The organism is Gardnerella sp. C0684A1, assembly GCF_055326835.1.
Genome location: NZ_JBLTSX010000001.1, coordinates 270,134 through 294,428, shown reverse-complemented (window position 1 = coordinate 294,428; position 24,295 = coordinate 270,134). Strand labels below are relative to the sequence as shown.

Annotated in this window: 18 protein-coding genes and 4 tRNA genes; 3 read left to right on the top strand and 19 right to left on the bottom strand. The window is 41.1% G+C overall.

The annotated features are described in order from the left end of the window. Window positions 1–73: 73 nt before the first annotated feature. The 7 genes from malQ to ACNEUN_RS01205 form a co-directional block, all read right to left on the bottom strand. Window positions 74–2,242, bottom strand: coding sequence for a 4-alpha-glucanotransferase (gene malQ / locus ACNEUN_RS01235; protein WP_463630288.1), 2,169 nt, complete (start codon window positions 2,240–2,242; stop codon window positions 74–76). Between the two features lie 26 nt (window positions 2,243–2,268). Next, a complete protein-coding gene (locus ACNEUN_RS01230) occupies window positions 2,269–2,925 on the bottom strand; it encodes an AbrB family transcriptional regulator (RefSeq protein WP_463630410.1) in 657 nt (218 codons plus the stop codon). A gap of 69 nt (window positions 2,926–2,994) precedes the next feature. Next, complete coding sequence (locus ACNEUN_RS01225; RefSeq protein WP_427877616.1) at window positions 2,995–3,645, bottom strand: IMPACT family protein; 651 nt, start codon at window positions 3,643–3,645, stop codon at window positions 2,995–2,997. A gap of 255 nt (window positions 3,646–3,900) precedes the next feature. Then, window positions 3,901–4,194 carry a metal-sensitive transcriptional regulator gene (locus ACNEUN_RS01220; RefSeq protein WP_427875834.1) on the bottom strand — a complete coding sequence of 98 codons (294 nt, stop codon included), beginning with the start codon at window positions 4,192–4,194 and terminating at the stop codon, window positions 3,901–3,903. Between the two features lie 426 nt (window positions 4,195–4,620). Continuing rightward, window positions 4,621–8,289: a hypothetical protein gene (locus tag ACNEUN_RS01215; RefSeq protein ID WP_463630286.1), complete on the bottom strand. Its 3,669-nt coding sequence runs from the start codon at window positions 8,287–8,289 to the stop codon at window positions 4,621–4,623. 436 nt (window positions 8,290–8,725) lie between these two features. Continuing rightward, window positions 8,726–8,812: transfer RNA gene (locus tag ACNEUN_RS01210), tRNA-Ser, on the bottom strand. A gap of 135 nt (window positions 8,813–8,947) precedes the next feature. Next, on the bottom strand, window positions 8,948–9,880 hold the full coding sequence (locus ACNEUN_RS01205; protein ID WP_463630284.1) for an EamA family transporter: 933 nt from the start codon (window positions 9,878–9,880) through the stop codon (window positions 8,948–8,950). A 119-nt stretch (window positions 9,881–9,999) separates the two neighbouring features. Here ACNEUN_RS01205 and dinB point away from each other — a divergent pair, with 119 nt between their 5' ends. Further along, window positions 10,000–11,316, top strand: a complete 1,317-nt coding sequence (gene dinB, locus ACNEUN_RS01200) for a DNA polymerase IV (RefSeq protein ID WP_427875837.1) — start codon at window positions 10,000–10,002, stop codon at window positions 11,314–11,316. A 119-nt stretch (window positions 11,317–11,435) separates the two neighbouring features. Here dinB and fdxA read toward each other — a convergent pair whose 3' ends face one another. The 10 genes from fdxA to ACNEUN_RS01150 all read right to left on the bottom strand — a co-directional run bounded on the left by fdxA (window position 11,436) and on the right by ACNEUN_RS01150 (window position 18,982). After that, entirely contained in the window at window positions 11,436–11,765 is a 330-nt protein-coding gene (gene fdxA / locus ACNEUN_RS01195) for a ferredoxin (RefSeq protein WP_427875838.1), read from the bottom strand. Window positions 11,766–11,895: 130 nt separating this feature from the next. After that, window positions 11,896–13,527, bottom strand: a complete 1,632-nt coding sequence (locus ACNEUN_RS01190) for an APC family permease (protein WP_427875839.1) — start codon at window positions 13,525–13,527, stop codon at window positions 11,896–11,898. A 197-nt stretch (window positions 13,528–13,724) separates the two neighbouring features. Next, window positions 13,725–15,047, bottom strand: a complete 1,323-nt coding sequence (locus ACNEUN_RS01185; RefSeq protein WP_427875840.1) for an FAD-binding protein — start codon at window positions 15,045–15,047, stop codon at window positions 13,725–13,727. Between the two features lie 129 nt (window positions 15,048–15,176). Further along, complete coding sequence (gene rpmG, locus ACNEUN_RS01180; protein WP_004105548.1) at window positions 15,177–15,347, bottom strand: 50S ribosomal protein L33; 171 nt, start codon at window positions 15,345–15,347, stop codon at window positions 15,177–15,179. Between the two features lie 53 nt (window positions 15,348–15,400). Next, window positions 15,401–15,474: transfer RNA gene (locus ACNEUN_RS01175), tRNA-Met, on the bottom strand. A 4-nt stretch (window positions 15,475–15,478) separates the two neighbouring features. Then, window positions 15,479–15,550 (bottom strand) — tRNA-Thr (locus ACNEUN_RS01170). Window position 15,551: 1 nt separating this feature from the next. Next, window positions 15,552–15,633, bottom strand: a tRNA-Tyr gene (locus ACNEUN_RS01165). A 138-nt stretch (window positions 15,634–15,771) separates the two neighbouring features. Beyond that, entirely contained in the window at window positions 15,772–16,866 is a 1,095-nt protein-coding gene (gene hisC / locus ACNEUN_RS01160; protein ID WP_463630281.1) for a histidinol-phosphate transaminase, read from the bottom strand. Window positions 16,867–17,031: 165 nt separating this feature from the next. Continuing rightward, window positions 17,032–17,325, bottom strand: a complete 294-nt coding sequence (gene groES / locus ACNEUN_RS01155; RefSeq protein ID WP_004114319.1) for a co-chaperone GroES — start codon at window positions 17,323–17,325, stop codon at window positions 17,032–17,034. Window positions 17,326–17,500: 175 nt separating this feature from the next. After that, a complete protein-coding gene (locus ACNEUN_RS01150) occupies window positions 17,501–18,982 on the bottom strand; it encodes a hypothetical protein (RefSeq protein WP_463630280.1) in 1,482 nt (493 codons plus the stop codon). A gap of 228 nt (window positions 18,983–19,210) precedes the next feature. Here ACNEUN_RS01150 and ACNEUN_RS01145 point away from each other — a divergent pair, with 228 nt between their 5' ends. Then, entirely contained in the window at window positions 19,211–19,387 is a 177-nt protein-coding gene (locus ACNEUN_RS01145) for an FmdB family zinc ribbon protein (protein WP_427875843.1), read from the top strand. Between the two features lie 150 nt (window positions 19,388–19,537). After that, window positions 19,538–20,275, top strand: coding sequence for an SAF domain-containing protein (locus ACNEUN_RS01140; protein WP_463630279.1), 738 nt, complete (start codon window positions 19,538–19,540; stop codon window positions 20,273–20,275). Between the two features lie 46 nt (window positions 20,276–20,321). On the opposite strand, the gene ACNEUN_RS01135 is transcribed toward ACNEUN_RS01140, so the two are convergent. After that, the gene (locus ACNEUN_RS01135) at window positions 20,322–20,525 is read right to left on the bottom strand and encodes a hypothetical protein (RefSeq protein WP_427875845.1); all 204 of its coding nucleotides are present in this window, start codon (window positions 20,523–20,525) and stop codon (window positions 20,322–20,324) included. After that, complete coding sequence (locus ACNEUN_RS01130; protein WP_463630408.1) at window positions 20,522–24,283, bottom strand: helicase; 3,762 nt, start codon at window positions 24,281–24,283, stop codon at window positions 20,522–20,524. Before ACNEUN_RS01130 ends, ACNEUN_RS01135 begins: the two co-directional genes overlap by 4 nt. Between the last annotated feature and the right edge of the window lie 12 nt (window positions 24,284–24,295).

The window sequence follows — 24,295 nt, the reverse complement described above, 5'->3', positions numbered from 1 at the left end:
AAATCACTAAAAAACAATATACACAGTCAACAAGCGGCGAAAATTAGCTTTTTAATTATTTAATACTCAAAACTTACGCATTCATAATCTCAGAAAGAGACTTTACTCGCGGCAAATCGAAAAGATTATCCAGTGATACAGGATTACCTTCTCCATCTGCAAGAGGAATACGCCAGTTTGGATATTCGTCGTTAGTTCCAGGCTGATTTTGCGCTCTACGCTCGCCAACAGCATCAACAATAGATGCCGCAATTAAACGTGACGGCGCAGCTTTCAAAGCTCTGTACAAAGCTTCTATAATTTGCTGCTCATGAGAATTCTCATCTTCCAATATTGCAGCATCCAAGAATCCGCCCTCTACAAGCATTTTCATCATCGCTCTGTGCTCTGCAACAGCTCCAGCACGGAAATCTTCTACAGAACCGGTAAGCAGGTGCAAACGTTCACGAATATCAACATGCTCGTATCTCAAATAACCAGCAGCAGGAGGCAAATCGTGCGTATTTACAGACGCTAAAGTCATCTCACGCCACTTACTTGGATTACGGAACACTCCATCAGCCACTTCGAACCACTCAACAGTGCATCCAAGAACTTCTTTCTTAGCCAAAGCACCCAAAGCGTTCGATGGCAATACACCTAGATCCTCACCAACTACCACACCGTTAGCGCGAGTAGCCTCAATAGCAAGAATTCCAAGCATTACGTCAGAGTCATAGTACACATATGCACCATTCTTTGGCGTTGCATTTTCAGGAATCCACCACAATCTGAAAAGTCCAAGAATGTGATCAATTCGCACTGCTCCAGCAGAAGCAAACATGCCGTGAACCATATCATGATAAGTTTTAAATCCAGTCTTCTCCAACTCAAGTGGATGAAGTGGAGGCTGTGACCAATTCTGACCCTGCTGATTGAAATAATCAGGAGGAGCGCCAACAGTAGCACCATGAGCAAATCGCTCTGGGTTCCACCATACTTCAGAACCTGCAGGATGAACACCAACTGCCATGTCTGCCATAACGCCTATACGCATACCGGCATTTTTAGCAGCAACTTGAGCTTCATGAAGCTGAGCAAAAGCAATCCACTCAAGCCAACGGTAGAATTCCAGAGTGTCTGGGAACTTTTCCATTAATCCCTTAATTTCTGGAGAATCCTTATGCAGTTGACTTTCCCAATCATCATGCCCCTTAGGAGCACCCCACTTGTCGTAGCAGAGGCACCAAACTGCATAAGATTCAAGACGATCGCCCATAGTCTTCTTATACTGTTCGAAATCTTTGCTTCGTTCAGAATTGAGACCTGACTTAAAAATCAACCAAAGTGCACGCATTTTTACACGCCACATAGCGTCACGGTCAATAATCTGAGCATCATTATTCAATGGTTCAACCTGATTATGCAACTCATCAATTTCTTTACGAGTTTCTTCATCTAATTCAGCATATTCAGGAATGCTTTCTGGATGAATATAAGTTACATTTACCATCGAACGAGCCACAGGCAAATAAGGAGAAGGAGTTAGAGGTGCTACTGGCTCACCAGCATGCAACGGATTTACTAACACAAAATCTGCGCCAGTTTTTTTCTTAGCTTCCACCAAAAGCTGAGCTAAATCAGCGTAATCTCCGACACCCCACGACTTAGAGGATCGAATTGAATACAGCTGAGCCATCCATCCCCAAAGACGCTTACCATTAGATTCCAACGAATCCAGGGTTTTGATACTTTCAGGAGCGCTTATAAGAGTAGCTTCTTCACTACGATCACCAACAGTAACCTTGAGCGTATGATATCCCATTGGTACATCTGCCGGAATAGTAACAAGAGACGTAGCAACAAAAGTGTCATTTACCGGGAAAGCAGCACTATCTTTACTTGGCTTAATAACTAATTCACCTTCGTATTTTTCGCCATTTTCCAGCGTCAAAGTAGCTACTGGATATTCAAGAATACCAGTATTTACACAAATCGTATCTTCACGGCCAACCGTATGCAAAACTGTTGGAGCAACAAGACGACCATGTCGATATTGCAAAATTTCTTGTGTTGCAGTTTCAATTGAACTTTCGGAAGTTGCATCAACGCCTAAAGCATTAAGAACAGACACAAGTACATCATCACTGACTTCGCGCTCAATACCATCAGATCCTATGGTTTTTACGCCGATACCCATAAGTTTGGCAAGATGCCTTAATGGTGTTGAAGATTCGAATTCTTCTTCTACATTATTATTCATGTGTTCTATCGTAACTATTGCTATTCCTACGACGCGACACGCTTGAAACGACTGCGAGCAGCTAAATAAACATCACTTTCTTTATCGTTACAAAGAGTTTGTAAAGTTTGTTGAGATACTCCAGGATTTAGTGCCACTGCTCTGCGAACCATTGTTGCTAAAACTACAGGAGCATTTTCTTCCTCACTAACACCTAAAGAAGCCAGATATTGCAATGTTTTTGCACCAACACCATCACATTGTGCACCTTCTAATCGCATCTTCCATGATGCTTTTGGATTACACAATGCTGCGTCTCTTACTTCTGGACAACTATCTTTAGTAAGTCTTCCAACAAGCCAGTTTTTCGCATTCGTATTTTTCGCAACAGCTAACCTTACTGCGTCAGAAGAATCTTCAGAAAGTTTCACCAAAATATTTGGGAATGGCATTGTTGTTGCTAAATAAATTCTATCTTCTTCCGGAGTATACGAATTACCCGCCACAGCCTCTAGAAGTGCCGTTGCTCTGGAAAATTCTGCTTGATTATTTCGATCCGGAAGCACTCTACGAGCAAATTTATGAAGTTCTTCAGAATCTTCAGAGTGTCTTAATTTTTCATAAACAGCAGTTAAAGGATCATATTTTGCTGATTCTTGAGATGAAAGAACTTCAGATTCTTGCGAATTTTTCGTTTCTGATATATTACTGTCATTTTCAACAGTTGCGCTAGTTTCGCTACTCAATCCGATCCCCTTCCGCTTTTATTACGGTTACTTTCTTGGAAGTATCATACGCGACTTACCGCTATTTACAAGCTTTACTGTGCCAGCAAAAGTATTTTTCACTTGCGTAACTAATTCTTCTTCTTTCTCTATTGGAACAATTATATCTAGATTTATATTTACTCCGTAAGTCTCATTTTCTACGCTTCCATCTGCTTTCATAATAAGATGCTTTAGCATACGCAAATTTTGATACTCAACAGCGCAATTTAGCCTGAAGCACTCAACTATATCCGCTATGTTTGAAGAATTTAAAGCCAAACTTGCTGCATGCGAATATGCTCTTGTAAGCCCTCCTGAGCCTAGCAAGATTCCGCCAAAATATCTTGTTACAGTAATTACACAGTCAGTTAGATCAGCTGATCTGATTACATCCAATATTGGCTTACCAGCTGTTCCCGATGGCTCTCCATCGTCGCTCATGCGTTCACAAAGCCGCCCATTTGCATCGCCGCATACCGCAGCATACGCTACATGACGAGCCTTGGGGTGCTGCTCACGAATTGTTGCAACCACTTCAGCCGCCTCATCCAATGTTGATATATGACACATATCACCTATGAATTCAGATTTTTTCTCTGTGAATGCATCGTGAGCAGGCTTTAAAGATGTGTTTGTTACTGTACGCATACTTGCAATATACCTGACGTCATTTCCAACTCTTTACGATCTGAATGCTTTGCTTTTACTACCTTTGCTTTATTTCAGTAGATTAGCGCTTAATTGATGCAGTTTAGCAAAGTATCCGACAGTAACAACAGCGCCCCAACACTTATGTTTATCTATCTTACTTATCTATCTTATATATCTATTTTACTTATCTATTATTTATCTATTAATGCTATTAAATACGTTATATTATTATTACTTTATTTCGTAAAAAATATATAATTTTCACGACTTTTCATATCTCAGTAGCCTGTCAACGACCAATGATATTTCCGAAACCTTTTCATCAGTATTCTTTTCATCATTAGCGTTTACTGCATCTTTTACACAAGTCTCAATTTGCTTCCTGGCAACTATAACAGCTATCGAACGTAAAGCTGCTGTAGCTGCAGAAAGCTGCATAAGAACATCATTGCAATACGCTTCATCATTGAGCATAGCTTCAATAGCATTAATTTGTCCTCGCACACGATGAACGCGCACTAACAAATTATCAATATCCACGTCGCACTCACTCATTTAATTCCTCTATAAAATGTTATGAATAATATAGTTCGTTCTGCATGTTATACAATTACACGACCCCCTTGTTTATAGCCGCGCAATATGCATAACAATTTTTGCATATTTTAACACTATGCAGAACAGAAATATACTACTATTTACAAGAAAATAGTAATAATTACAGTTTTTGCGAGTCTAAGCATAAAATTCAGTAAATTTTTCTTATTTTTATATTTTTCCTAAAGAATTTAATTTTACTTAAGATAATTTTTAGCGAGGACTCTTACTCTTTTATTTGAAATTTGTACTTTGCACTATTGAACACTAATTACACTTACTAATTTAATATATGAAACAATCGGCGCCAGCTGTTAAGCAAATATATAAATTTACTTAAGTACACTAGCGCCGAAATTTCTATTTATAAATTATTTACCTGATTCATTTGCAATTCATAACTCTATTCATTGCGCAACGTACGGATGTCAATCCATTTGTGCAATTTTTAAGACGAGTAGCAGCATGTGACGTATTGCGAGAACCGCTGTGTAGTCCTCTACTCACATTGCCGCGACTAGAATAACCTGCTCGACTTGCTGACAAAATAGCTGCAATTGCAAACGATGCTACTGCGAGCATAACAAATACAATACTGCTACTACCAGTTGTTGCAAGCTTGGAAGCGTGCGCAAAATTATTAGTATTAGAATCTATAAACTTATCGTTTACATCATCCTGAGCATAGTTACCGTCCTGATTATTATTTGCTTTTACAGAATTCACAGTCTTTACGGAACCAGAATTTTTATTAGCGCCAGAAGATTTACCAGAATTTATAGCAATACCAGAATCTTCAGAATCACTTACTGAATCTTCTTCTATGCGCTTACCAGATTTATCGTTATCTTCTTTTGACGTATTTTCTGCTGCGATTTCAGAATTGGTACGATTGCCAAAATTATGCTTATTAGACGATTTACCATTTTCAGCATTTTCGGACTTGTACAGTGTTTCTGCCATCGAGCGCAATATATCGTTGAAAGTAACGTTGTTCAAATCAAAGTTTTTCTGATTTTCGCTTTGATTCTCGCTCTGGTTCTCGCTTTGATTGCCTCTCTGATTACCACTATTTGAATTATTAGTTAAACTCGATCCACCATTTTGGCTGCCACCATTCTGATTAGCAACATTTTGTGCTTCACCTTCCTGGTTTTCCCCATACTGAGACTCTCCGTTTTGCGAATTACTATTTACTTTCTTATGACGAGGATCTTGTTTGCCTTGATTATTCTTGCTTCTCTTTTCAAACTCTCGCAATAAGTCATAAATACTCATCTTGCCATAGTCGTAATCATTTTCATCTTCTGAATCTGGCTGATCCGAAGAATATCTACCAGAATTATTTGTGTTACCACTTGCGTTACCGCTCGTGTTACCACTTGCGTTGCTGTTGCCGTTGCCACTAACAGGGCCTAGATTTTGAACATTACCGGCATTCTGATTACCAGCAGTCTGATTACCACCATTCTGCGTACCAGACGCAGCATTGCCAGCATTACCACCATTCTGATTACCAGTACCAGGCTTAGTTCCAGCTACACCACCAGACTGAGCACCTCCAGACTGAGTGCCACCACTCTGATTACCACCATTCTGAGAACCAGTTCCAGGCTTTACAGCACCACCAGGTTGCGAACCACCAGACTGAGCACCTCCAGACTGAGCTCCACCATTCTGATTTGTAGTACCAGGCTTAGTCCCAGCAGATCCACCACCAGACTGAGTGCCACCAGACTGAGCTCCACCACTCTGAGCACCACCATTCTGATTTGTAGTACCAGGCTTAGTCCCAGCAGATCCACCACCAGACTGAGCACCACCAGACTGAGCTCCACCAGACTGAGTGCCACCACTCTGATTACCACCATTCTGAGAACCAGACACAGGCTTTACAGCACCACCAGACTGAGTGCCACCGTTCTGAGAACCACCATTCTGAGAACCAGTTCCAGGCTTTACAGCACCACCAGGTTGCGAACCACCATTTTGATTACCACCATTTTGCGTACCAGACGTGGTACCGCCAGGAGCAGCATTACCACTAGTACCAGCACCACTAGTACCAGCACCGCTAGTACCAGCACCACCAGACTGAGCACCACCAGACTGAGCACCACCACTCGAACCATTATTCGCAGAAGTTACATAAACTCTACTATCTTTATCGTTATACCTAGATTTCAAAGCAGATACACGTGACGAGTCTGGCAAATCGTAAACAAATACATACCATCCAGATCCACTGTTATCTTTCGCAGAAATATTTACATTTTCTTCAAGAATAGCAGATTTTATCTTACAGCCAGCTGATTCAGAATTACATTTGAATGAAATTCCACCATTGCCGATTTTATACTCGCCATTCATAGCTGGAACTGTCCACTCTTTAATCAAGCGATGATGTTCATCTGCCTTAGGTTCATCAGTTTCACTAGCTGGATTGTACTTATTATTTGCTTCTTTCGTAGGATTGGTTCCACCATCGCCAACCCACCATGCACGAATATGTGCCTGAGAATCTGATTTAAACCCATAATCTGCATTGCCTTTAAATTCACCATAATCTTGAGGTAGTCCAGAAATTGTCATAGTGTTTACAATTTCTTTTCCAACTTCTACAGTATTTTCTTTTACTTTAGAAACATATTTTGGCTTAGCTTTATACGCGACTGTAGATTCTTTAGAGCCTAATTTCCCAGTTATATCACTCTCTAATAGCTTTTTACCTTTATCACTCTGCTTAGAACTGTCAATTACCCAAACCCAGGATCCAAATAATCCTGCGTCATTTGCTCCTACTTTATATTGTTCTGCTTTAGGGTCATCAACATCAGCGTCGGCAGCAGATTTATGCGCTACAACAGACACAGTTTCGCTATCTTTCGAGAAATTCGCTTGAGATGTCGCTACCTGTTTTAATCCTTCTATACCACGTATGCGCTTCACATAATCTGCTGCAGATTCGCCATTCCCACGTTCAGCAGCTTTCATGATTTTATCTAGAGAACCTACAAAGAAATAACCTTGAGCATTAATCTTCGTATCTTTATCCCAGGTTTTAAAATCTCCTGTTACAAGATCTGTAACTTCAGCTTTTACAGTATCTCCAACATTTAACTCTTGTTTATTTACTTTTGAAACGATAGTTGGCTTAAATCTATCTTTACTTACATCAAAAGTAATTTGCTCTTTAACCTCTCTAGTTAATGGAGCTCTAAAAACATCCTTGTAGTGTTCGCTCTCGAGACGTTGCGGAATCGCAACCCTATATTGAACACTAATATCAGCAACTCCATCCTCCTTAGCAGTCCACCAAATATCCGTGTCTTTATCGGTTGTAGTGAAAGTCACAGTTCCCTCAGCATTAGCGAACGATAAGGAATTGTTATTTGATGATACTGTTACAAATATTCCAGCTGCTCTTCCTTGCGAAGGATTAAGTAAACCTAAATGAAGTACACCTCTACCCTTTCCTGCAGTATATTCTGGCTTGGCGTAGACCCTAATAGGCGTATTTTGATATGCTTCATTCCACAATCTTTTCGATTCTTTTTCAACGACATTTGTTTCAATTCCATCAAATCCAATATTTCGTATGGTTCTCCAAAGATCTTTATTAATATCAAATTTTTCATGAATAGCATAACCCATAGCAGCGTGTATTAAATTATCTTCACCCAAGTAGTATTTATGCACCATAGTTGCAGCAACCTGAGCATTTACTCCTTTCATCTCTTTCCAAGTACCAAGTTCTAACTCTATTGAAGTATTCCCAGATTCCATAGAATACGTTCGTCCTGATTCTACAAACCTATCATCAGCGCCTAGCCACTCTTCTTTAACGTCATATAAATCTCCATGCCCAGATTTATACATATATCCATATCCGCCTACAACTGATGCAGAAGAAAGATTGCAGTTCATCATTGCAACTAATGTAAATACAAATACAATTATTGAAGATGTAATACTTGTAATTTTTTCGTACTTACTACTTATTTTTTTACTTCGAGCATGATAAGAACAATGCTTTATTACATGTTGTCTCATCTAAATCTCCTTATCCCAACCTGTTCACTACGAATAAATTCCGTGTGCTGAGCACCATACTTAGAGCTCATGAGTCAACTATGGAAAAAGATTTAAGATGTGTAAATATATTTTTTGCATTGTGGATACAGCCTAAGTTATCCACATTTTTATATAAATCTATGTTGATAAGTCGCAGCAAATCGCCAAAACAGACCCTGCTGCAGAAACTGTACTGCATTATTGTCCGAAGATAGATAATCAGAGGCACTCGCGCAGAAACCATACTGCACCAGTGTCCGAAAATAATCAAAATAAGTGTTAATTACCAAAATGAGCATTAGCACATTACGTATTCTGCGCGCGCTGCAAAGCGGCAATATGCACTTAAGTCTATGATGAAAAATAAAAAATCTCAGCGGAATATGAGGACATATCCGCTGAGACATCAAAATCGCGGAGTCAGAGGGATTCGAACCCTCGAGCCGCTTACACGACTAACACCTTAGCAGGGTGCCCCTATCGGCCACTCAGGCATGACTCCAGTTGCTTCATCTAACACATGTGCGAGATAACGCAACAGGTTGCAACTATAGCACCTCTTGCGGACTGCGAAAAGACCTACGCAACACACCTTATACGGTATCTACACAAAACAAATACGTAGATTTCGAAAATATTAAGCAGGATTTTTATCACCCGAGAATGTAATGAAAACAGCACACATTACTAAAGCCATTCCGAGAACATCAATCCAAGTAGGCATTTCACCAAACCCAATACCAACAAGAGCAGCGATAGCCGGGTATAATGCTTGCATTACAGAATACTTTGCTGAAGAAACTCTTCTTAAAAGAAGCTGATCAAATAATGCTGGGAAGAATGAAGCACACACAGCAATAATTATCATTAAACCAATCAGTTTCAACACTCCACCAGATTCAGCAGCCCAGGTTGCACTCTGCTTAGGCCATATAACGTGCTGCACTGCAGGTACTCCAAGAAAAGTAGTTTGAAGAAGCCATCCTATAAACGCAGCAATACTTACACGATCAATTGCATTACTTCCCTTTGCAAGCATACGTCCAGAAACTATATACATTCCCCACATAGATCCGCCTATAAGTATTGCTACAAGACCGATCAAAAAATTAGCGTTAGATTTATCATTCACAGACGCGCTAGCAAGCACAATAATTCCGCATGCAGCAATAACTATGCCTAGTCTTTCTCTCCAACTTTTTCCAGTAATAACAGCCACCATAAGTGGGCCTACAAATTCGATTGTTACTGCAACACCTACTGCCATGCAACTTATAGCAAGATAAAACATAGTATTCATCATTACTAATGAAATACCGACCGCAACTACAATAGCCCATTCTTTAATAGTTTTCGGCAAAGAACTACGCTTATTCTTAGAAAATGGTCTTCTCCATGCGAGTAAAAGTAACGACATAAATCCAACTCGGTACCACACTGAGTAAAGTGGATCAAGCTGACTAAACGCAACTTTCGCTACCGATGTCGCTAAATAAACCATAGCAGCTTCAACAACAACTATAAGTAATACCGGCATGCGATTTAGTATGCTAACTACCATTCGCTTCATACTGAATACAGTACACGAAGTCAATACTTTTACTAAGAATCGGTTGTTACGTAATAAATTTTCTGAAAGTTTTGCAACACGCAGTAGACAAAATCGAACGTTTGTTCTATTCTCAATATATGAGCACAGCACCTCGAGTATCTGCAGCAAAACGTGATTGGGGGCATGACACAACTGGCTGCACAATACTCCACATCGATATGGATGCATTTTACGCGTCTCTCGAAGCTGCGCGAAACCCTGGGCTTAGAGGGAAGCCCTTGATTATTGGAACAGGTAATCGTTCTGTAGTATCAGCTGCTAGTTACGAAGCACGAAAATACGGAGTAAATTCAGCTATGCCTACAGTAAGAGCTAAAAGCCTGTGCCCAAACGGCATTTTTTTACCGGTAGATATGCCGTATTACCGTGCCGTTTCCTACAAAATTTTTCGGGAAGTTCTCTCTCTTATAACCGACAAAATTGAGCAGGTTTCGGTTGACGAGTGTTACATGGACGTACGCTCAGCACTACTGCGCTGGCATACGCCCGTCGCCATTGGGGAGTGGATAAGAAACGAAGTCGCGCGAAAGTTTCATATCACTTGTTCAGTGGGGATCGCTTCCAATAAACTTATTGCAAAAATGGCGTCTACAAACGCAAAGCCTAACGGCATGCTACTTATCCCCCAAAGTCGCAACTCCGACTTTGTGTCGTTAATGCCATTGCAAGCAATACCGGGAATTGGACCATCATTAACTAAAACACTTGCCACATGGGGTATTAACAGTATTGAAGATTTGCGAAATACCGATGAGACAACATTGATGCGTATTGTTGGGTCAAAAATTACCGCACGAACACTTTATTGTATTTCACGTGGTATCGACGACCGACAAGTCATGCCCTACGCACAAGAAAAATCAATAGGCACAGAACAAACTTTAGAAGTTGACACAACAGACATTGCAGCAGTGCAGCGACTGATCAGACACTGCTGCAATGATGTGGCTCAACAATTACGAAAACGCGAGCTTATGGCTAGAACTTTAACATTAAAAATACGCTTTAGCGATTTACATTATGTAACTCGTTCAAAGACTTTGCGCAATCCTACCGATATTGCACATGAAATGTATAAACGGGCTAGCGCACTTCTAAACGACGCAAATCCTGTTGTACATAATTATGCTATCGGAGGCGATAGCAAATGTTTGCTAAGCCCTGTAAGACTTGCAGGAATAACAGCAAGCAATTTAGTTTCAAGCAAAACTACACTTATACAACCTTCATTGAACGATATTCTTGAAGAAGATGATAGAAGTACTAAATCTGATGCTAGTGCATTAGTTAGCGCAACTGCACTTAATTCAACTACGCGCATGAGAAACGCTGAACACGCACTAGACGCAGTAAAAGAAAAATACGGAGAAAAAATAGCTCAGCTTGGTATTTAATTACACAATCAAATAAAAGCAGTATTAGATATTTTGCACAAAATTAGTAAATTTGCAATTTTTCAAACTAAACAGTCACTAAACAAAGCCACCGAACAAAGCCACCGAACGAAACTATATTACTTATCTTCTTTACTACGCTTAGGCAACGCAGCAACACGATCCTCATCCCAACCAGAAGGTCCTGCATCTGATGCTCCGCCAAGATCACCAAGCTTGTCGAAATAGTCCTCTGCAGCATCTTTATACCATGCCCATTCTTCAGGCACATCATCCTCGTAAAAAATAGCCTCTACAGGGCAAGCAGGTTCACAAGCTCCACAATCAACACACTCGTTAGGATTTATATAAAGCGTGCGATCTCCTTCATAAATGCAGTCAACTGGGCACTCATCCACACATGCCTTATCTTTTACGTCAACACACGGTTCTGCAATAACGTATGGCATAAATGCCCTCCTTTCTGCTTTTATTTTTATGCAACTTTTCTATTATAGAACATTTTTTAAAAGTCTATAACACAAAAAGTCGGCATACGAATATAACCGTATGCCGACTTCTTGCTAAATAAATAATTTATTAATTTTGATTATTTTGCGAGGACGCAGCAGACACCTCAGCTTGAACTTCTGCACGAGCCTGCTCTTCTGTCTCTCCTTCAGCTACCTTTTCTGCAGCGGCAGCATCTTGAGCAAACAATGTTTCTACAGGAACACCAAGCTGCTTAGCCTTTCGTATTTGCCTACCAAGAAGCGAATTGCGGTAAGAGTATCCGAAGTACACAGCAAAACCAATTGCCAGCCACACTGCAAAACGAATCCAAGTCAATACAGACAAGTTAAGCATGAGCCAGAATGTAGAAAGTGCTGCAAATAGCGGAAGCCAAGGATTGCCTGGAACGCTGAACGAACGGTGCAAATCAGGCCTACGCATACGCATAATTGGCACACCTGCAGAAACAAGCAAGAATGCAGAAAGCGTACCAATATTCACCATATCTGAAAGAATGCCAATATCGAGAGTGGAAGCAACAACTGCCACAACAATACCAGAAGCAATCTGAAGTCTTGCAGGAATACCACGCTTACTTACCTTAGAGAAGCTGCGTGGAAGCAAACCATCACGACTTACGGCGAAAATAATACGAGTAAGACCAAGCAGAAGAACCATTACAACGGTTGTTAAACCAATAACAATACCTAGAGAAATGATCTTTGCAGCCCAAGTAGCTCCTACAAGTTCGAAGCTTGTTGAAAGCGATGGAGAAGGCTGATTTGCTAAATCTTTGTAGGAAACCATACCGGTTGTTACGACTGCGACGAGAATGTAAAGAACAGTAACAATAAACAAACCAAGGCCGATACCTCGTGGAATGTTCTTATGCGGATCTTTAGTTTCTTCTGCAGTAGTAGCGACTACATCAAAACCAATGAATGCAAAGAACACGAGTGCAGCACCAGAAAGAATACCTGGAATGCCATAAACAGCTGGCTGCATTCCAGTTATCCACTGCCACAAAGGCTGGCTCATAACACCAGAAACTTCTATTCCCTTAACACTGGCTGGATCTTGAGCTGGAGGCACGAATGGAGTGAAGTTAGAAGCTTTAATGTAGAAGAAGCCCACAACAACCACGAACAAAACAATACCAATCTTCAAGATTGTTAAAGCGCCGTCGAAGCGTGCAGAAAGCTTGGTTCCGATAACAAGCATAGTTGTAAAGAATGCAACGATTATGATTGGAGCCAGATCAATAGTAAAACCACCTAAATTAAAACTGGTAGTCATATTTAATCCAAATAGCTTCATTAAATCGTTAAGATAAACACCCCAGTATTTTGCGATTACTGAGCCGGCCATCAGCATTTCCAGGATCATATCCCAGCCGATAATCCATGCAATAAGCTCGCCAACTGTAGTGTAAGTGAAGGTATAAGCAGATCCAGCTACCGGAATCATTGAAGCAAATTCCGCATAGCACATTGCTGCAGCGCCACACACAATACCTGCAATAATAAAGCTAATAATTACAGCAGGACCTGCATGGAACGCAGCTGCTTGTGCACCGACCGAGAAGATACCGGCACCAACAGCAACAGCAACACCCATAACTGCCAGATCCCAAGCGTTTAAAGTTCGTTTCAGATGACGATCGCCATCCATCGTCTCTGCGATAGTCTGTTCAACAGACTTTTTTCTTAATATTTGCATAAGCTTGCACTTTCGTTAAGGATAAGTGGTATATAGGGTTTTTAATAAGATTAACCGAAAAATACAAACACGGGCACCAAAGTAGCGCCCGTGCCGTAATTTTTACGATATTAAATATGCATACTACTGTGATAACCGTAAATATACAACTAATTATACGAAAATTATCAGAAAAATATTAAGTATTTAACTTTAAATTATTTTGTATTATCCTTTTTTATGTTTAATTGCATACCTATTATTACGGGTTCTGGCACTAATGTTACGTTAAAAACTCGCTTAACTCCGAAAATAATTATATTTGCTAAATTTTCTATATCTTTTGCAGACGCACACGATCTATTTGTTAAAGCCAAAGTGTGCAACGAAGATAATCCTGCAGGAGAAACACCACAGACGTGTTTTTGACAACTAGCATCATCCTCATCAGATTCAAGCCTAAATCCTTTATGGAATCCGGCGTGGTCGATAAGCCAAGCTGCAGAAGTTTTTATTCCATGAGAACCATCTTGCGTTATTGCATCAAATTTTGGAGCATCTTCTGGTAAAGCATCGGCTTCAGCAGCACTAAGTATTGGATTCATAAAGAAGCTGCCGCAACTGTGACGATCACTATAAATATCATCACCCTCATGCCATACACCAGTTACATAATCCTCTTCTTGAAGTTTAATAGCGTTTTCTACACCCAACTTACTTTTAGCACCACGCATATATTCATTTTCATAACGAGTAGCATCTTCTAGCATTCCTTTTGAAGCTCTAACACGCAAAACTTCACGACGGATTGAATTTGTACTCATTCGTGAGCCTACTTCTACTCCTAACGCTCGCGCAAGTTGACTGTGTGCCACTGTGCCCATTTGACTATGACGCAGACGGAATGTTACTGATAACACAATGTAGCGCGGTGTAGGAAAATACTCATTATTTGGCACACCAGGTGTCTTATACATACTTTGTTTAAGACTCGAAGTGCGGTATCCAAATTTGAGATCTTCACTAGACATTTCGCACGTAACTTTTGATTTACGATCCCAAACTTCCACAGAAACAACACTTTGAGACACTTCTTGGCCATATGCACCAATATTCTGCACCACAGACGCACCAACAGTTCCTGGCACTCCAGAAAGCCCTTCAACTCCCTCTAAACCAAGTTCTATTGTGTGAGATACAAAATCATCCCAATTGCATCCAGCTTCCGCATTAACTTCCACAATATAAGCACCAGTTTTTGCGTCAATTCTGTCTTCTGCAGGTAACGCTTCGTCTAATACGCTTATATTTCTGCGAGCATCTCTTACGACTACTCCGTTAAACGAATCATCACTGACGAGCATATTAGAGCCACCGCCAATAACGCATAATGGTAAACCAGATTCATCTGCTGATTCTACTGCTTCAATTACTGCGACTCTACTTGTTGGTTCCACAAAATGCGCAATACTACCGCCGACACCAATAGTTGTTAAATCTGCAAAAGTTGGATTCTTACCAGAAGATTCTTGCATAGCCATGGATTCAATCCTAACAGCACTAAATAACAAAAACCCCGCACAAAGCGGGGTAATAAGTTTCTATCTGCGAACCGCCTAACTAGAAATATAACTGAAGCGGTTTAAGCTCTACGCAGTAAGCTGAAAGTTTCAGCGGGTCTCGCGATGAAGCGTATGCTTACCGCAACGTGGGCAGAACTTATTCAACTCAAGACGATCCGGCGTATTACGACGATTCTTCGTCGTGATGTAATTACGCTCCTTGCACTCCGTGCATGCCATCGTAATGCCCGGACGGATATCGGCGCTCTTGCTTGCCATTTCGTTCACCTCTACAATTCATTGTTGGCCAGCCAGTCTCCTACTGGCCGTTGTAGCGAGGAAGAGACTCGAACTCTTGACCTTACGATTATGAGTCGTACGCTCTAGCCAGCTGAGCTACCCCGCCAGAGAGCCTCGAGTGAGAATCGGACTCACGACCTCTTCCTTACCAAGGAAGTGCTCTACCACTGAGCTATCGAGGCGTGGCGGGTAGTGGATTCGAACCACTGAAGCACGAAGCGGCTGATTTACAGTCAGCTCCCTTTGACCACTTGGGAAACCCGCCAGCAGTCTCCGTAAGAAGTGAACTTCAAACGGCAACTTTGTTATTTTGCCACGAGAACGCGACTAATGCAAGTCTAAGACACGCCGATAGACGCACATAAACCCACTATTTTCAACAATCCCTTGCAAAATAATTTAATTATTTTAGCGAAAAACCGTCATTTTTCAGTTTTTGGCACACTTTAATTACTCGATCATTCGCCTCAACTTCTCCTAGAGAAATACGAATGCCGTCTCCAGGAAATGCTCGAACAGATAATCCAGACTGCACGAAATACTCATTTGCACGCTCAGTATCTGCGCCGAAAGGCATCCAGAAGAAGTTTGCGTAAGGATCAGCAATATTCCACCCCTGCTCTCGCAAGGACTTAACTACACGCTCTCTCTCGCCAACAATTGCATCTACACGCTTATGCATCTCGCAAGTAGCATCTTCTTCCAAAGACGCCAAAGCCGCAACCTGCGCAATCTGGCTTACACCAAACGGAACAGCAACTTTACGCATACCTTCTACAACTTCAGCATTTGCAACAGCGTAACCGATACGCAATCCTGCTAATCCATAAGCTTTAGAGAATGTCTGTGCAACTACAACGTTTGGATACTCTTTATACAGTTTTATGCCGTCAGCCGTGCCTTTTGAAGTGTTGAACTGTACATAAGCTTCATCCATAAGAACAAGTACATCTTTTGGTACTGCTTCAAGCACTCTGCGAGCATCTGCATCGCTAAGAGCATTAGAAGTTGGATTATTTGGATTATTTAGAATAACAAGCTTCGTGTGCTCATTTACAGCATTGATAATTCCATCAATATTATGCGAACCATCTGCAAGATTTGGAACCTTAACACTCGTAGCGCCTGAGCCAGATACAATAATCGGGTATGCTTCAAAACTTCTCCACGGATACACGACTTCGTCGCCAGGACCAGCAACCAAATTTACAAGCTGAGTAATAACTTCGGTAGAACCACAGCCAAGTACTACCTCGTCAGGAGTAACACTGTAGAGTTTCGCTATGCGCTCAACTACATCTATACCGCGCATATTTGGATATCGATTAATAACATTAAGCGCTGTTTTGCTTATCGCTTGCTTAACGCTATCTAATGGTTCGAATGGATTTTCATTACTTGAGACTTTATATGCGCGAATACCATCTAATTTAGGAGCCGGACGACCCTGCTTATAACTAGGGATAGTATCTATTACGCTTCTGTGTTTGTATGTCATACTTCTCTATGATACTCACGAATCATGTAATAAATAAAGCGCATTGCATAAAGAAAACGCTGGAAACTACATTATCGTAATTTCCAGCGCAAATAAGTTAACGTTCGCAGCCTAAACAACTATCTTAAATAGAAAGCGAAAAGGCAACTGACAAAACTATTTTAATTAGCCAAGAATAGCAAGCACATCACGCGAAGAGACGATCAAATAATCCTCACCTTCATAGTGCACTTCTGTTCCGCCGTACTTGGAGTAAAGAACTTTATCGCCGACTTTAACATCCATAGGAATTCGCTCGCCCTTGTCGTCGCGACGACCTGGTCCTACAGCAAGAACTTCGCCCTGCTGTGGCTTTTCCTTGGCATTGTCTGGAATGTACAAACCGGAAGCAGTTTGGGTCTCCGCCTGAGCCTGCTTAACAATAATCTTATCTTCCAACGGTGTGAGCTTAATCGACACTGTCGCCACCTCTTTCTTACGAGAGATTAATCCATTCGCGCAAACACAAACTCGATGAGGCTGACGATCACATCTACTTCATATTTACGCTCTGTGTCTCATGGTACCGCGAAATTAGCACTCTGCCAACTAGAGTGCTAATTTTTTATTAAGAAATTTATATTATTTATTTACGCTACCTGCGGCGGCTTGCTAAAACCTCACGTAAATTGGCAACTCCGAGCGAATCTGCAGAACTATCTGGAGCCTCAACCTTAGCTTGTTTTTCGCTATTATGGAACTCTTCTACGGACTTATCTGCAGAATTAGCTGCAGACACAGCTACAGGCTTACTAGGAACAGCTTTTGCAACTTGCTTAGTTGACTTAATTTCTAAGCTTTCTGGAGCACTACTTGCTGCTGATTTTTCTGTTTTCTCTGAATTTTCAGCAGATTTAGAATAATTAGCAGAGGATTTTGAACCCAGAGAGAAAGATATTAAATCCTGCTTTTCAGATTGCGCAGAAGCTGCTAAATCAAACGCGTCTAAAGCTTTAGAAGCTCTAACTTCACTAATCTCGTTAGTTGAGTCATCATATGAAGTCTTCTCAGACTGCTCAACATTCTTAGTCTGCTCAACCTCATCTTTATTACTACTCTGAGTAGAATCCTTCACCGACGAAGAATCATTAGACTCAGAAGTAGAAAGATTAGAAACAGGCACTTCATTTGATTTTGCCGCGTCAGCAACGTCAATTACTTCCATATTTTCATCGCTACGCATAGAAAGTCCACGCTTACGAAGCGCTTCTTCGCGATCTTTCATAGTGCGACGCAACGCAACGCGAATCTCACGCGCTTCCATAATAGAAGTTTCTGTGCTGTCTCTTACTGCTTGGCAATCTTGCACATAATTCTGATTGCTATAAGAAGAATTTTCGTATGAAGCATTATGGTAGCCAGTATTTCCACTACTGTAATCTTCGCGATTTTCTTTTACGGGATGAGTTTTATTAATAGTCTTGCCGTATTCAGATTTCTTTGCATCAATAAAATCAGAAGCACCAGCGGTAATAGCTTTTACCGTGTTCACAAAGCTATTAACCATGCCAAAACGATCATCATTCTTGGTTATAACTTGCTCACTAACATTAGTAACATTTGCTGTTACTACACCATCAGCGTCTTTTTTTCGCATACTTGCCACGCGCGCTTCCCAAGCACGAGCATGTTTAGAAGCACGAGCGCCACAAACCAACACAATCGCTAAAAATGCTAACGGTATAAGCGCAAAAGCTGGAGAATACAATCCTCCAAAACCAACCAAGGCAACGAGAAAAGTTAGAACCGATAAAGCCAACACAAGCATGCAACGACGACGCACAGCAGCACGCCTTAAACTACGAATATGATTTATATACTCTTTTGTAAATCTTTGTTTACGCTCTGTTTTTTGCTCAGTAGGTTGCATATCAACCCCTTTCGCCGTAGTCCTGGTTCCATCACACACGCGAGTGGCACTCCACTCATCAACAAGATGCAGTGAAGGCGAGTACCTATCCTCGCGATGTTCAAGTATGCTTTTCATACCATTAACCGTGTGCTTAGGCAACCACCCAAACCATAAGGCTACGAGGATGATCAACACAAGCAAAGCACTGACCGATTCATAACCCATAGATACAAATATAAGTAGTGAGCGGGATGTGCAAGCTGTAATAGGAATCGGCGTGTCGCAATTTATATCATCTTTAAGCGTGCCGAACGTATAAGCTGTCTTATTATTGACTAGGATATTTGAAGGAATAGAAAGTTACTAATACTTACAGATTTTGCTTTTGTTAGTTAAAACATTTCGCAAAGTCGTAACTGATTTTTTGATTATAAATGCATATCGGAGGAACCGTTGCCTACTTATCATTACCGTTGCAAGCAGTGTGGATACGATTTTTCGGAACATCAGGATTTTTCAGATGACCCTATTACTATTTGCCCACAATGCGGCAAAGAAACAGTGCGTAAGATTTATTCAGCACCTCCTATTAATTTCAAAGGTAGTGGATTCTATCGCACTGATAAATAATAAAAATAAGTAATAAAAAATAATTTTTTTAAGAACGCTTATATTGATCCGCAAAAGGATTGCAATATAAGCGTTTTTAGTATAAATACCCTGTATCCACAATGCATATTTTTTATTGCAATAGCTCGAAACATACGAGAAGATGCTTGCATGAGTATGAATTTTTCTTTATTTACAGCAGAAACTAGTCCTCTGAAAACAAATGGACTTGCGCGTAGACGGCAACGTGCCTTTCTTCGCAAAATAATTATCGTATTTTGTGCAGGAATTATGAGTTTACTTGTTATCTCAACTATTATCTCTTCTCAAGCTATACAAACTATACCAATTGCAATTCGTCATATTGCACAGGGAGAACATATAAGTAAAAGCGACATACAGTATGTACAAGTACCACAACACTCCGTTTTTAATAATGTTCTTTCCGAAAAAGATAGCTATAAGGATTTGGTAGCAACTTGCGATATTAAATCTGGGATGCCGCTTTTTAGAAACACCACAAGTAGATCTCCAAAAATACCGAAAGGATTTACAGCACTTGACTTAAATTTGGCGAGCGCAGATCACTCTCTTGTACCTGGAAAACGTATAACTATTGCTTTTAGCAAAGTAACTGCAGATACATCTCAAGCAAAAAACGGCAATACTGAGGATGATCAAGACGACGATTTTAAAGAACATGAGGAAGATAATCAAAGCATAGATGACGAAAGCAACAGCATAGACGAAAGGTATGTTGAAACAATACGTCACGCTCTTGTAGTCTCAATAAGCTACCAGCAGCATCATAGTCAAGCAACTCTTGCTATGCCAGCTAAAGATGCTCTTAAAGTGCTAAATGCGCAAGCAATAAACAGTTCGCTATCTATAGTTGCAATACGAGAGTAAAAGCAATATTAAAAATCAGCTTTCCACTCAATACTCAAGTACAGAATTATCTTCCTCGCTCAGAAAACACAGCCCAGTGAGGAGGTAGTTCGCCTAATATTCGATTATCGTCATCACTCTGTTTTTGCTCAACAGTTTGCATATCGGAAGGCTCGAGCTTTACGCCATCTGCGTCGAAACGTTCAGAACCTTTGCGCACTACGCGAGTATGTTCGCGAGGTGAACGTCGATTTGGATTATAACCACTCACTGCTCGTCACCGTAAAGCTCTCCGAGTCTAGAAACTACTCGATCTACTTCTTTTTCAGGATTTACGAATGCTCCAACACTCCACACGTTCATAACAGACCATCCGAGTGATTCCAAATCCTGAACCATTATGCGGTGGCGTTCACGAGTAGATTGCACGCTCATAAACTGCGCATCGTCAGTCAAAATTGCTACAGCAAAAGGTTTATTTGAAAGACCAACGGCCAGCGGTATACGAAGTCCACGATCAAAACCGTAATTTAACGCTACTTTCAATCCGCGAGCGCGTATACGTTCCGCTAGATCTGAGAACAGAACGTTTCCTACAGCTGCGGCTTCAGCTTTAGCAGTTACTGCAGCAAATCCTTCTTCATCTTCTGGTCTAAGAGGATCATCACCAAGCTGTTCTGCCCAAATAAGCAATTCTTTAAGAAGTTTTGGACCTTCCTGATGAATTCTGTCATCTTCCATATCTTTAGAAGTAAAGGCACATACAATATCCAAGTGACGTTTAGCTAAAGCCAAAGCGTCAAGAAGCATTCCACTGCCGCCTTCTTCTTCCAAAATGCCAAACTGTTGCAAAAGTCTTCCGTGAGATGTTTTTGCGTAGCAAAGTGAAAGTATTACATCAGTTGCTACAGCTCCTGGAGCCTCATGAATGCTCACTAGTCGCACATGGCGTAAGAAGCGAGCCATGTTGTCATCTTTAATAGCAAGAGACTTTAACTCTGCTCCTAGTCGACTACGGAACACGTTTGTAAGTGTTACTACTGCAAGAACGTAGCTTGATGGAACCACGGTGAAAGTTTTCGCACGTTGCTCAATGAGTGAAACAACTTCATCTATTTCTCGTTGACTACTCTCGATCAAACCAGTTGACATTACTGGCACACCAGTAGCTTCAATCTGATGCAAACGAACTTTTCCTTGCAAACGCTCAACAGGAATATCGTGTCGAAGTAAACCATATCCGTGTTCTTCAAGGAAATTAGCTAAACGCAGCGAACGCCTCGATGCGCGAGATTCTACTGTAACATTCGGAAGAATATTAATCAGCGCATTTAAACTTTGCGAGCTAACAGTCTTTTTATGAGCTAACACAACTACTTGCTTAGCGCGCGCAAGAATAGAAAGAAGCTCAAGATTATTCATATGCTCTGCGGCATCTATTATAACCGTGTCAACAATTGGACTGCACGATGTGAGCATTACAAGAGTAGACGGCATAGCAACAAGAATTGGCTTAGCTGCTAACACAATATCTTTGTGATTTTTAAGTAGATTTTTAAGAGTAATACCAGCTCTGTTACTTGCGAGCATAGTATGAAGCTGATTAGCTTCTTGTGTACGCGAAAATAGCAAATCACAAAGTTTCTTCATGCTTTCCTGTTGAATCATAGGACCAACAGAACGAACATGCTCAGTATCGACTTGTACGAAACGGTCAGAAGCATCTTGTAAAGCAGAACCATCTTGATTAGAAATAATCGCTGAAGAACTAACGATATCTTCAAAAACAGTAGTCCACCATGCTAAGTGAATTTCTCCGTCCAATGCTTCACCAGTTACTTTACGATGACGCAAATCGTTTACTAAATCAGATAAACCGACGCTCTTAAACTCACTTTCGAGCTTGCAGCGTCCAGGTAAAGTATCTAAAGCAGCGCGATCATCATGTAGGTCTTGCAAACGGTTATCGAGTTGAGCAAACTCAATATTTTCAAGATCTGCACCAAGTTTTGTAGTTGCAAGTACTGTATCAAGTGCTACAAGGTGACGAGCAAGCATTTCTTGAGTGCTAACTATTTCGTCTAATTTTGGTGGTAGTACAGGCCAGCCTCCATGAGGTACGAACATGCGCCATTGATCTGCCTGCTGTGACACGATTTTCAGTGCTTCATGAAGATCGTCGACTTTTGCTCCAACTCGTAGCATATTACGAGCTTCTTTAACGTAATGTCTACGCTGCCAGAAGCCCATAACAGTACCCTCAGCTTTTCGCACAGCTTTAGGCTTGCTTGCCTCTATCATAGCGTCTAAGTCACGCTCAAAAATTTCAGGCTGGAAAACGTCCAGAACTCTACGCAAATTTTTAAGTACACTAACCTGCCTTCCCCATTCCCGAGCAGTAGAAGGAACTGGGAATCCACAGCTTTGTACAGTAGTTTTTACTTGTTCTCTAGTTGCAGGAAGAAGTTTAAGAAGCAAATCAACTACACGCTGATAAACTGCTACAGCTTCGCCTTCATCAAAAACAGACGCACCAAACCAAGGTGTATCATCAGGCTGAACCGTAAACTCACCAAGCTCATCAGCTTCATGAAGTTTTTGTACCCACTTGTCAAGATCATTAGCAAGAGACCTAGCAGCGTCAACATCTAAACGCACATGAGTAGAAGGATGTGAAGGGAGCATTGCAATAGCAGCCAAATTTTGCATAGTCTGGTATGCGGAAACGCCCCAGCTCTCATTTACTCCATGCAAATCACCAAGATATCTTGTTAATCGAGAGCGAACTCCTACAAGCTCATCAGCAACCTGCTCAAAACGAGATGTTGCTACACTTTGCCGCGCACCTACTGCAGCAATAAGCTGTGAATCAATATGTTTTGCAGCATGACCGTCAGATACGTCAAGAGAAAGAGAAGAAATTTCGTTATCGCTTAAAGTACGCCTAAATCTGCGTTGCTGTTCTATAACATTTGGCACGTAAAGCACAGAACGTCCGAGAAGAGCCGAATGTGATGCTATTGCACTAGCAACATTAGTGGAATCCGATCCTGCATCAACATCAATAAAAAGCGAAGTTCCTTTTGCAACAAGATCCGCAGCGTAACGCACACTGTTATCAACATCTCCGACTTCGTACTCATTGTGAGGATCCGCATCGAACGGGCTGTATTCTTGTTTATTTTCCGCCTTAAGTTCATTTGCAGCGTACTCATCACCAGCTAAAGCGTCAATTACTGTGTTACCTACACTTCCAGCTTGTAACGCTTCAAAAATTTTGTCACTTTCTGAAAGGAATCTTGAACCTGCGTCTGTAAAGCAGCCGAGAATAATATCTCTTTCAATATCAAAATCTGGGAACGCACGACGAGCCTGCTGGCAGATTGCTTCAAAAACTACTGAAGTTTCTGGCGTTCCACTCTCGTAATTAGATCCGTCAAAAAGTACTTCTTCTCGCAAATCAATTCCACGCTCTTTTAGCCTTACTACAAGCGAATGGTTAAGACCAACGTTGCCAGAGAAGCAGATTGTTGCAGCAGTCTCATCTTTTGCAGTATCTCTTACTACGTGCACAGGATACGTAAGTACAGGAACGTGATTTCCATTCCAAGAAGCTACGCCAACTACAAGCGATAGTTCAGAAACGCCGCTTTCATGCGCTTTTGCATCTCTATCTTCAAAAACTCTCTCAAGTCTTCTTCCTGCAGCTCGCAACATTCCAGCATCTCTGAATAACGCTTTTAATGTCACTTTTCCGCTTGCAAAAAGCTGAGCTATACCAGATGGATGAGCATGAGTTAATTCCAACTGTGCCTGCAGTTTTGTGATATCTTCTAGCGGAGAAGGCGTAAGTTGCAACTGGTACTGTTTACGCCACTCTTGTATGCGCTGCAACGCTTCAGCTCTAGCGGCAGACACTGACTGCCTGTTAGATTCATCCCTGCTTAGAAATACATTGCGTTCTGTTGGCGAAGCATTTCTATCTTGCAAATCTTGTGGAGAATTATTCAAATCTTTTGCTTCGTTCATACCATTAATATT

Coding starts and splice junctions, on each gene's coding strand:
- ACNEUN_RS01215 (WP_463630286.1), bottom strand. CDS start 8,289: ATGAGACAACATGTAATAAAGCATTGTTCTTATCATGCTCGAAGTAAA.
- ACNEUN_RS01150 (WP_463630280.1), bottom strand. CDS start 18,982: ATGGGTTATGAATCGGTCAGTGCTTTGCTTGTGTTGATCATCCTCGTA.
- ACNEUN_RS01190 (WP_427875839.1), bottom strand. CDS start 13,527: ATGCAAATATTAAGAAAAAAGTCTGTTGAACAGACTATCGCAGAGACG.
- fdxA (WP_427875838.1), bottom strand. CDS start 11,765: ATGCCATACGTTATTGCAGAACCGTGTGTTGACGTAAAAGATAAGGCA.
- ACNEUN_RS01185 (WP_427875840.1), bottom strand. CDS start 15,047: ATGGCTATGCAAGAATCTTCTGGTAAGAATCCAACTTTTGCAGATTTA.
- ACNEUN_RS01140 (WP_463630279.1), top strand. CDS start 19,538: ATGAGTATGAATTTTTCTTTATTTACAGCAGAAACTAGTCCTCTGAAA.
- ACNEUN_RS01205 (WP_463630284.1), bottom strand. CDS start 9,880: ATGAAGCGAATGGTAGTTAGCATACTAAATCGCATGCCGGTATTACTT.
- rpmG (WP_004105548.1), bottom strand. CDS start 15,347: ATGGCAAGCAAGAGCGCCGATATCCGTCCGGGCATTACGATGGCATGC.
- ACNEUN_RS01130 (WP_463630408.1), bottom strand. CDS start 24,283: ATGAACGAAGCAAAAGATTTGAATAATTCTCCACAAGATTTGCAAGAT.
- dinB (WP_427875837.1), top strand. CDS start 10,000: ATGAGCACAGCACCTCGAGTATCTGCAGCAAAACGTGATTGGGGGCAT.
- malQ (WP_463630288.1), bottom strand. CDS start 2,242: ATGAATAATAATGTAGAAGAAGAATTCGAATCTTCAACACCATTAAGG.
- hisC (WP_463630281.1), bottom strand. CDS start 16,866: ATGACATACAAACACAGAAGCGTAATAGATACTATCCCTAGTTATAAG.
- ACNEUN_RS01220 (WP_427875834.1), bottom strand. CDS start 4,194: ATGAGTGAGTGCGACGTGGATATTGATAATTTGTTAGTGCGCGTTCAT.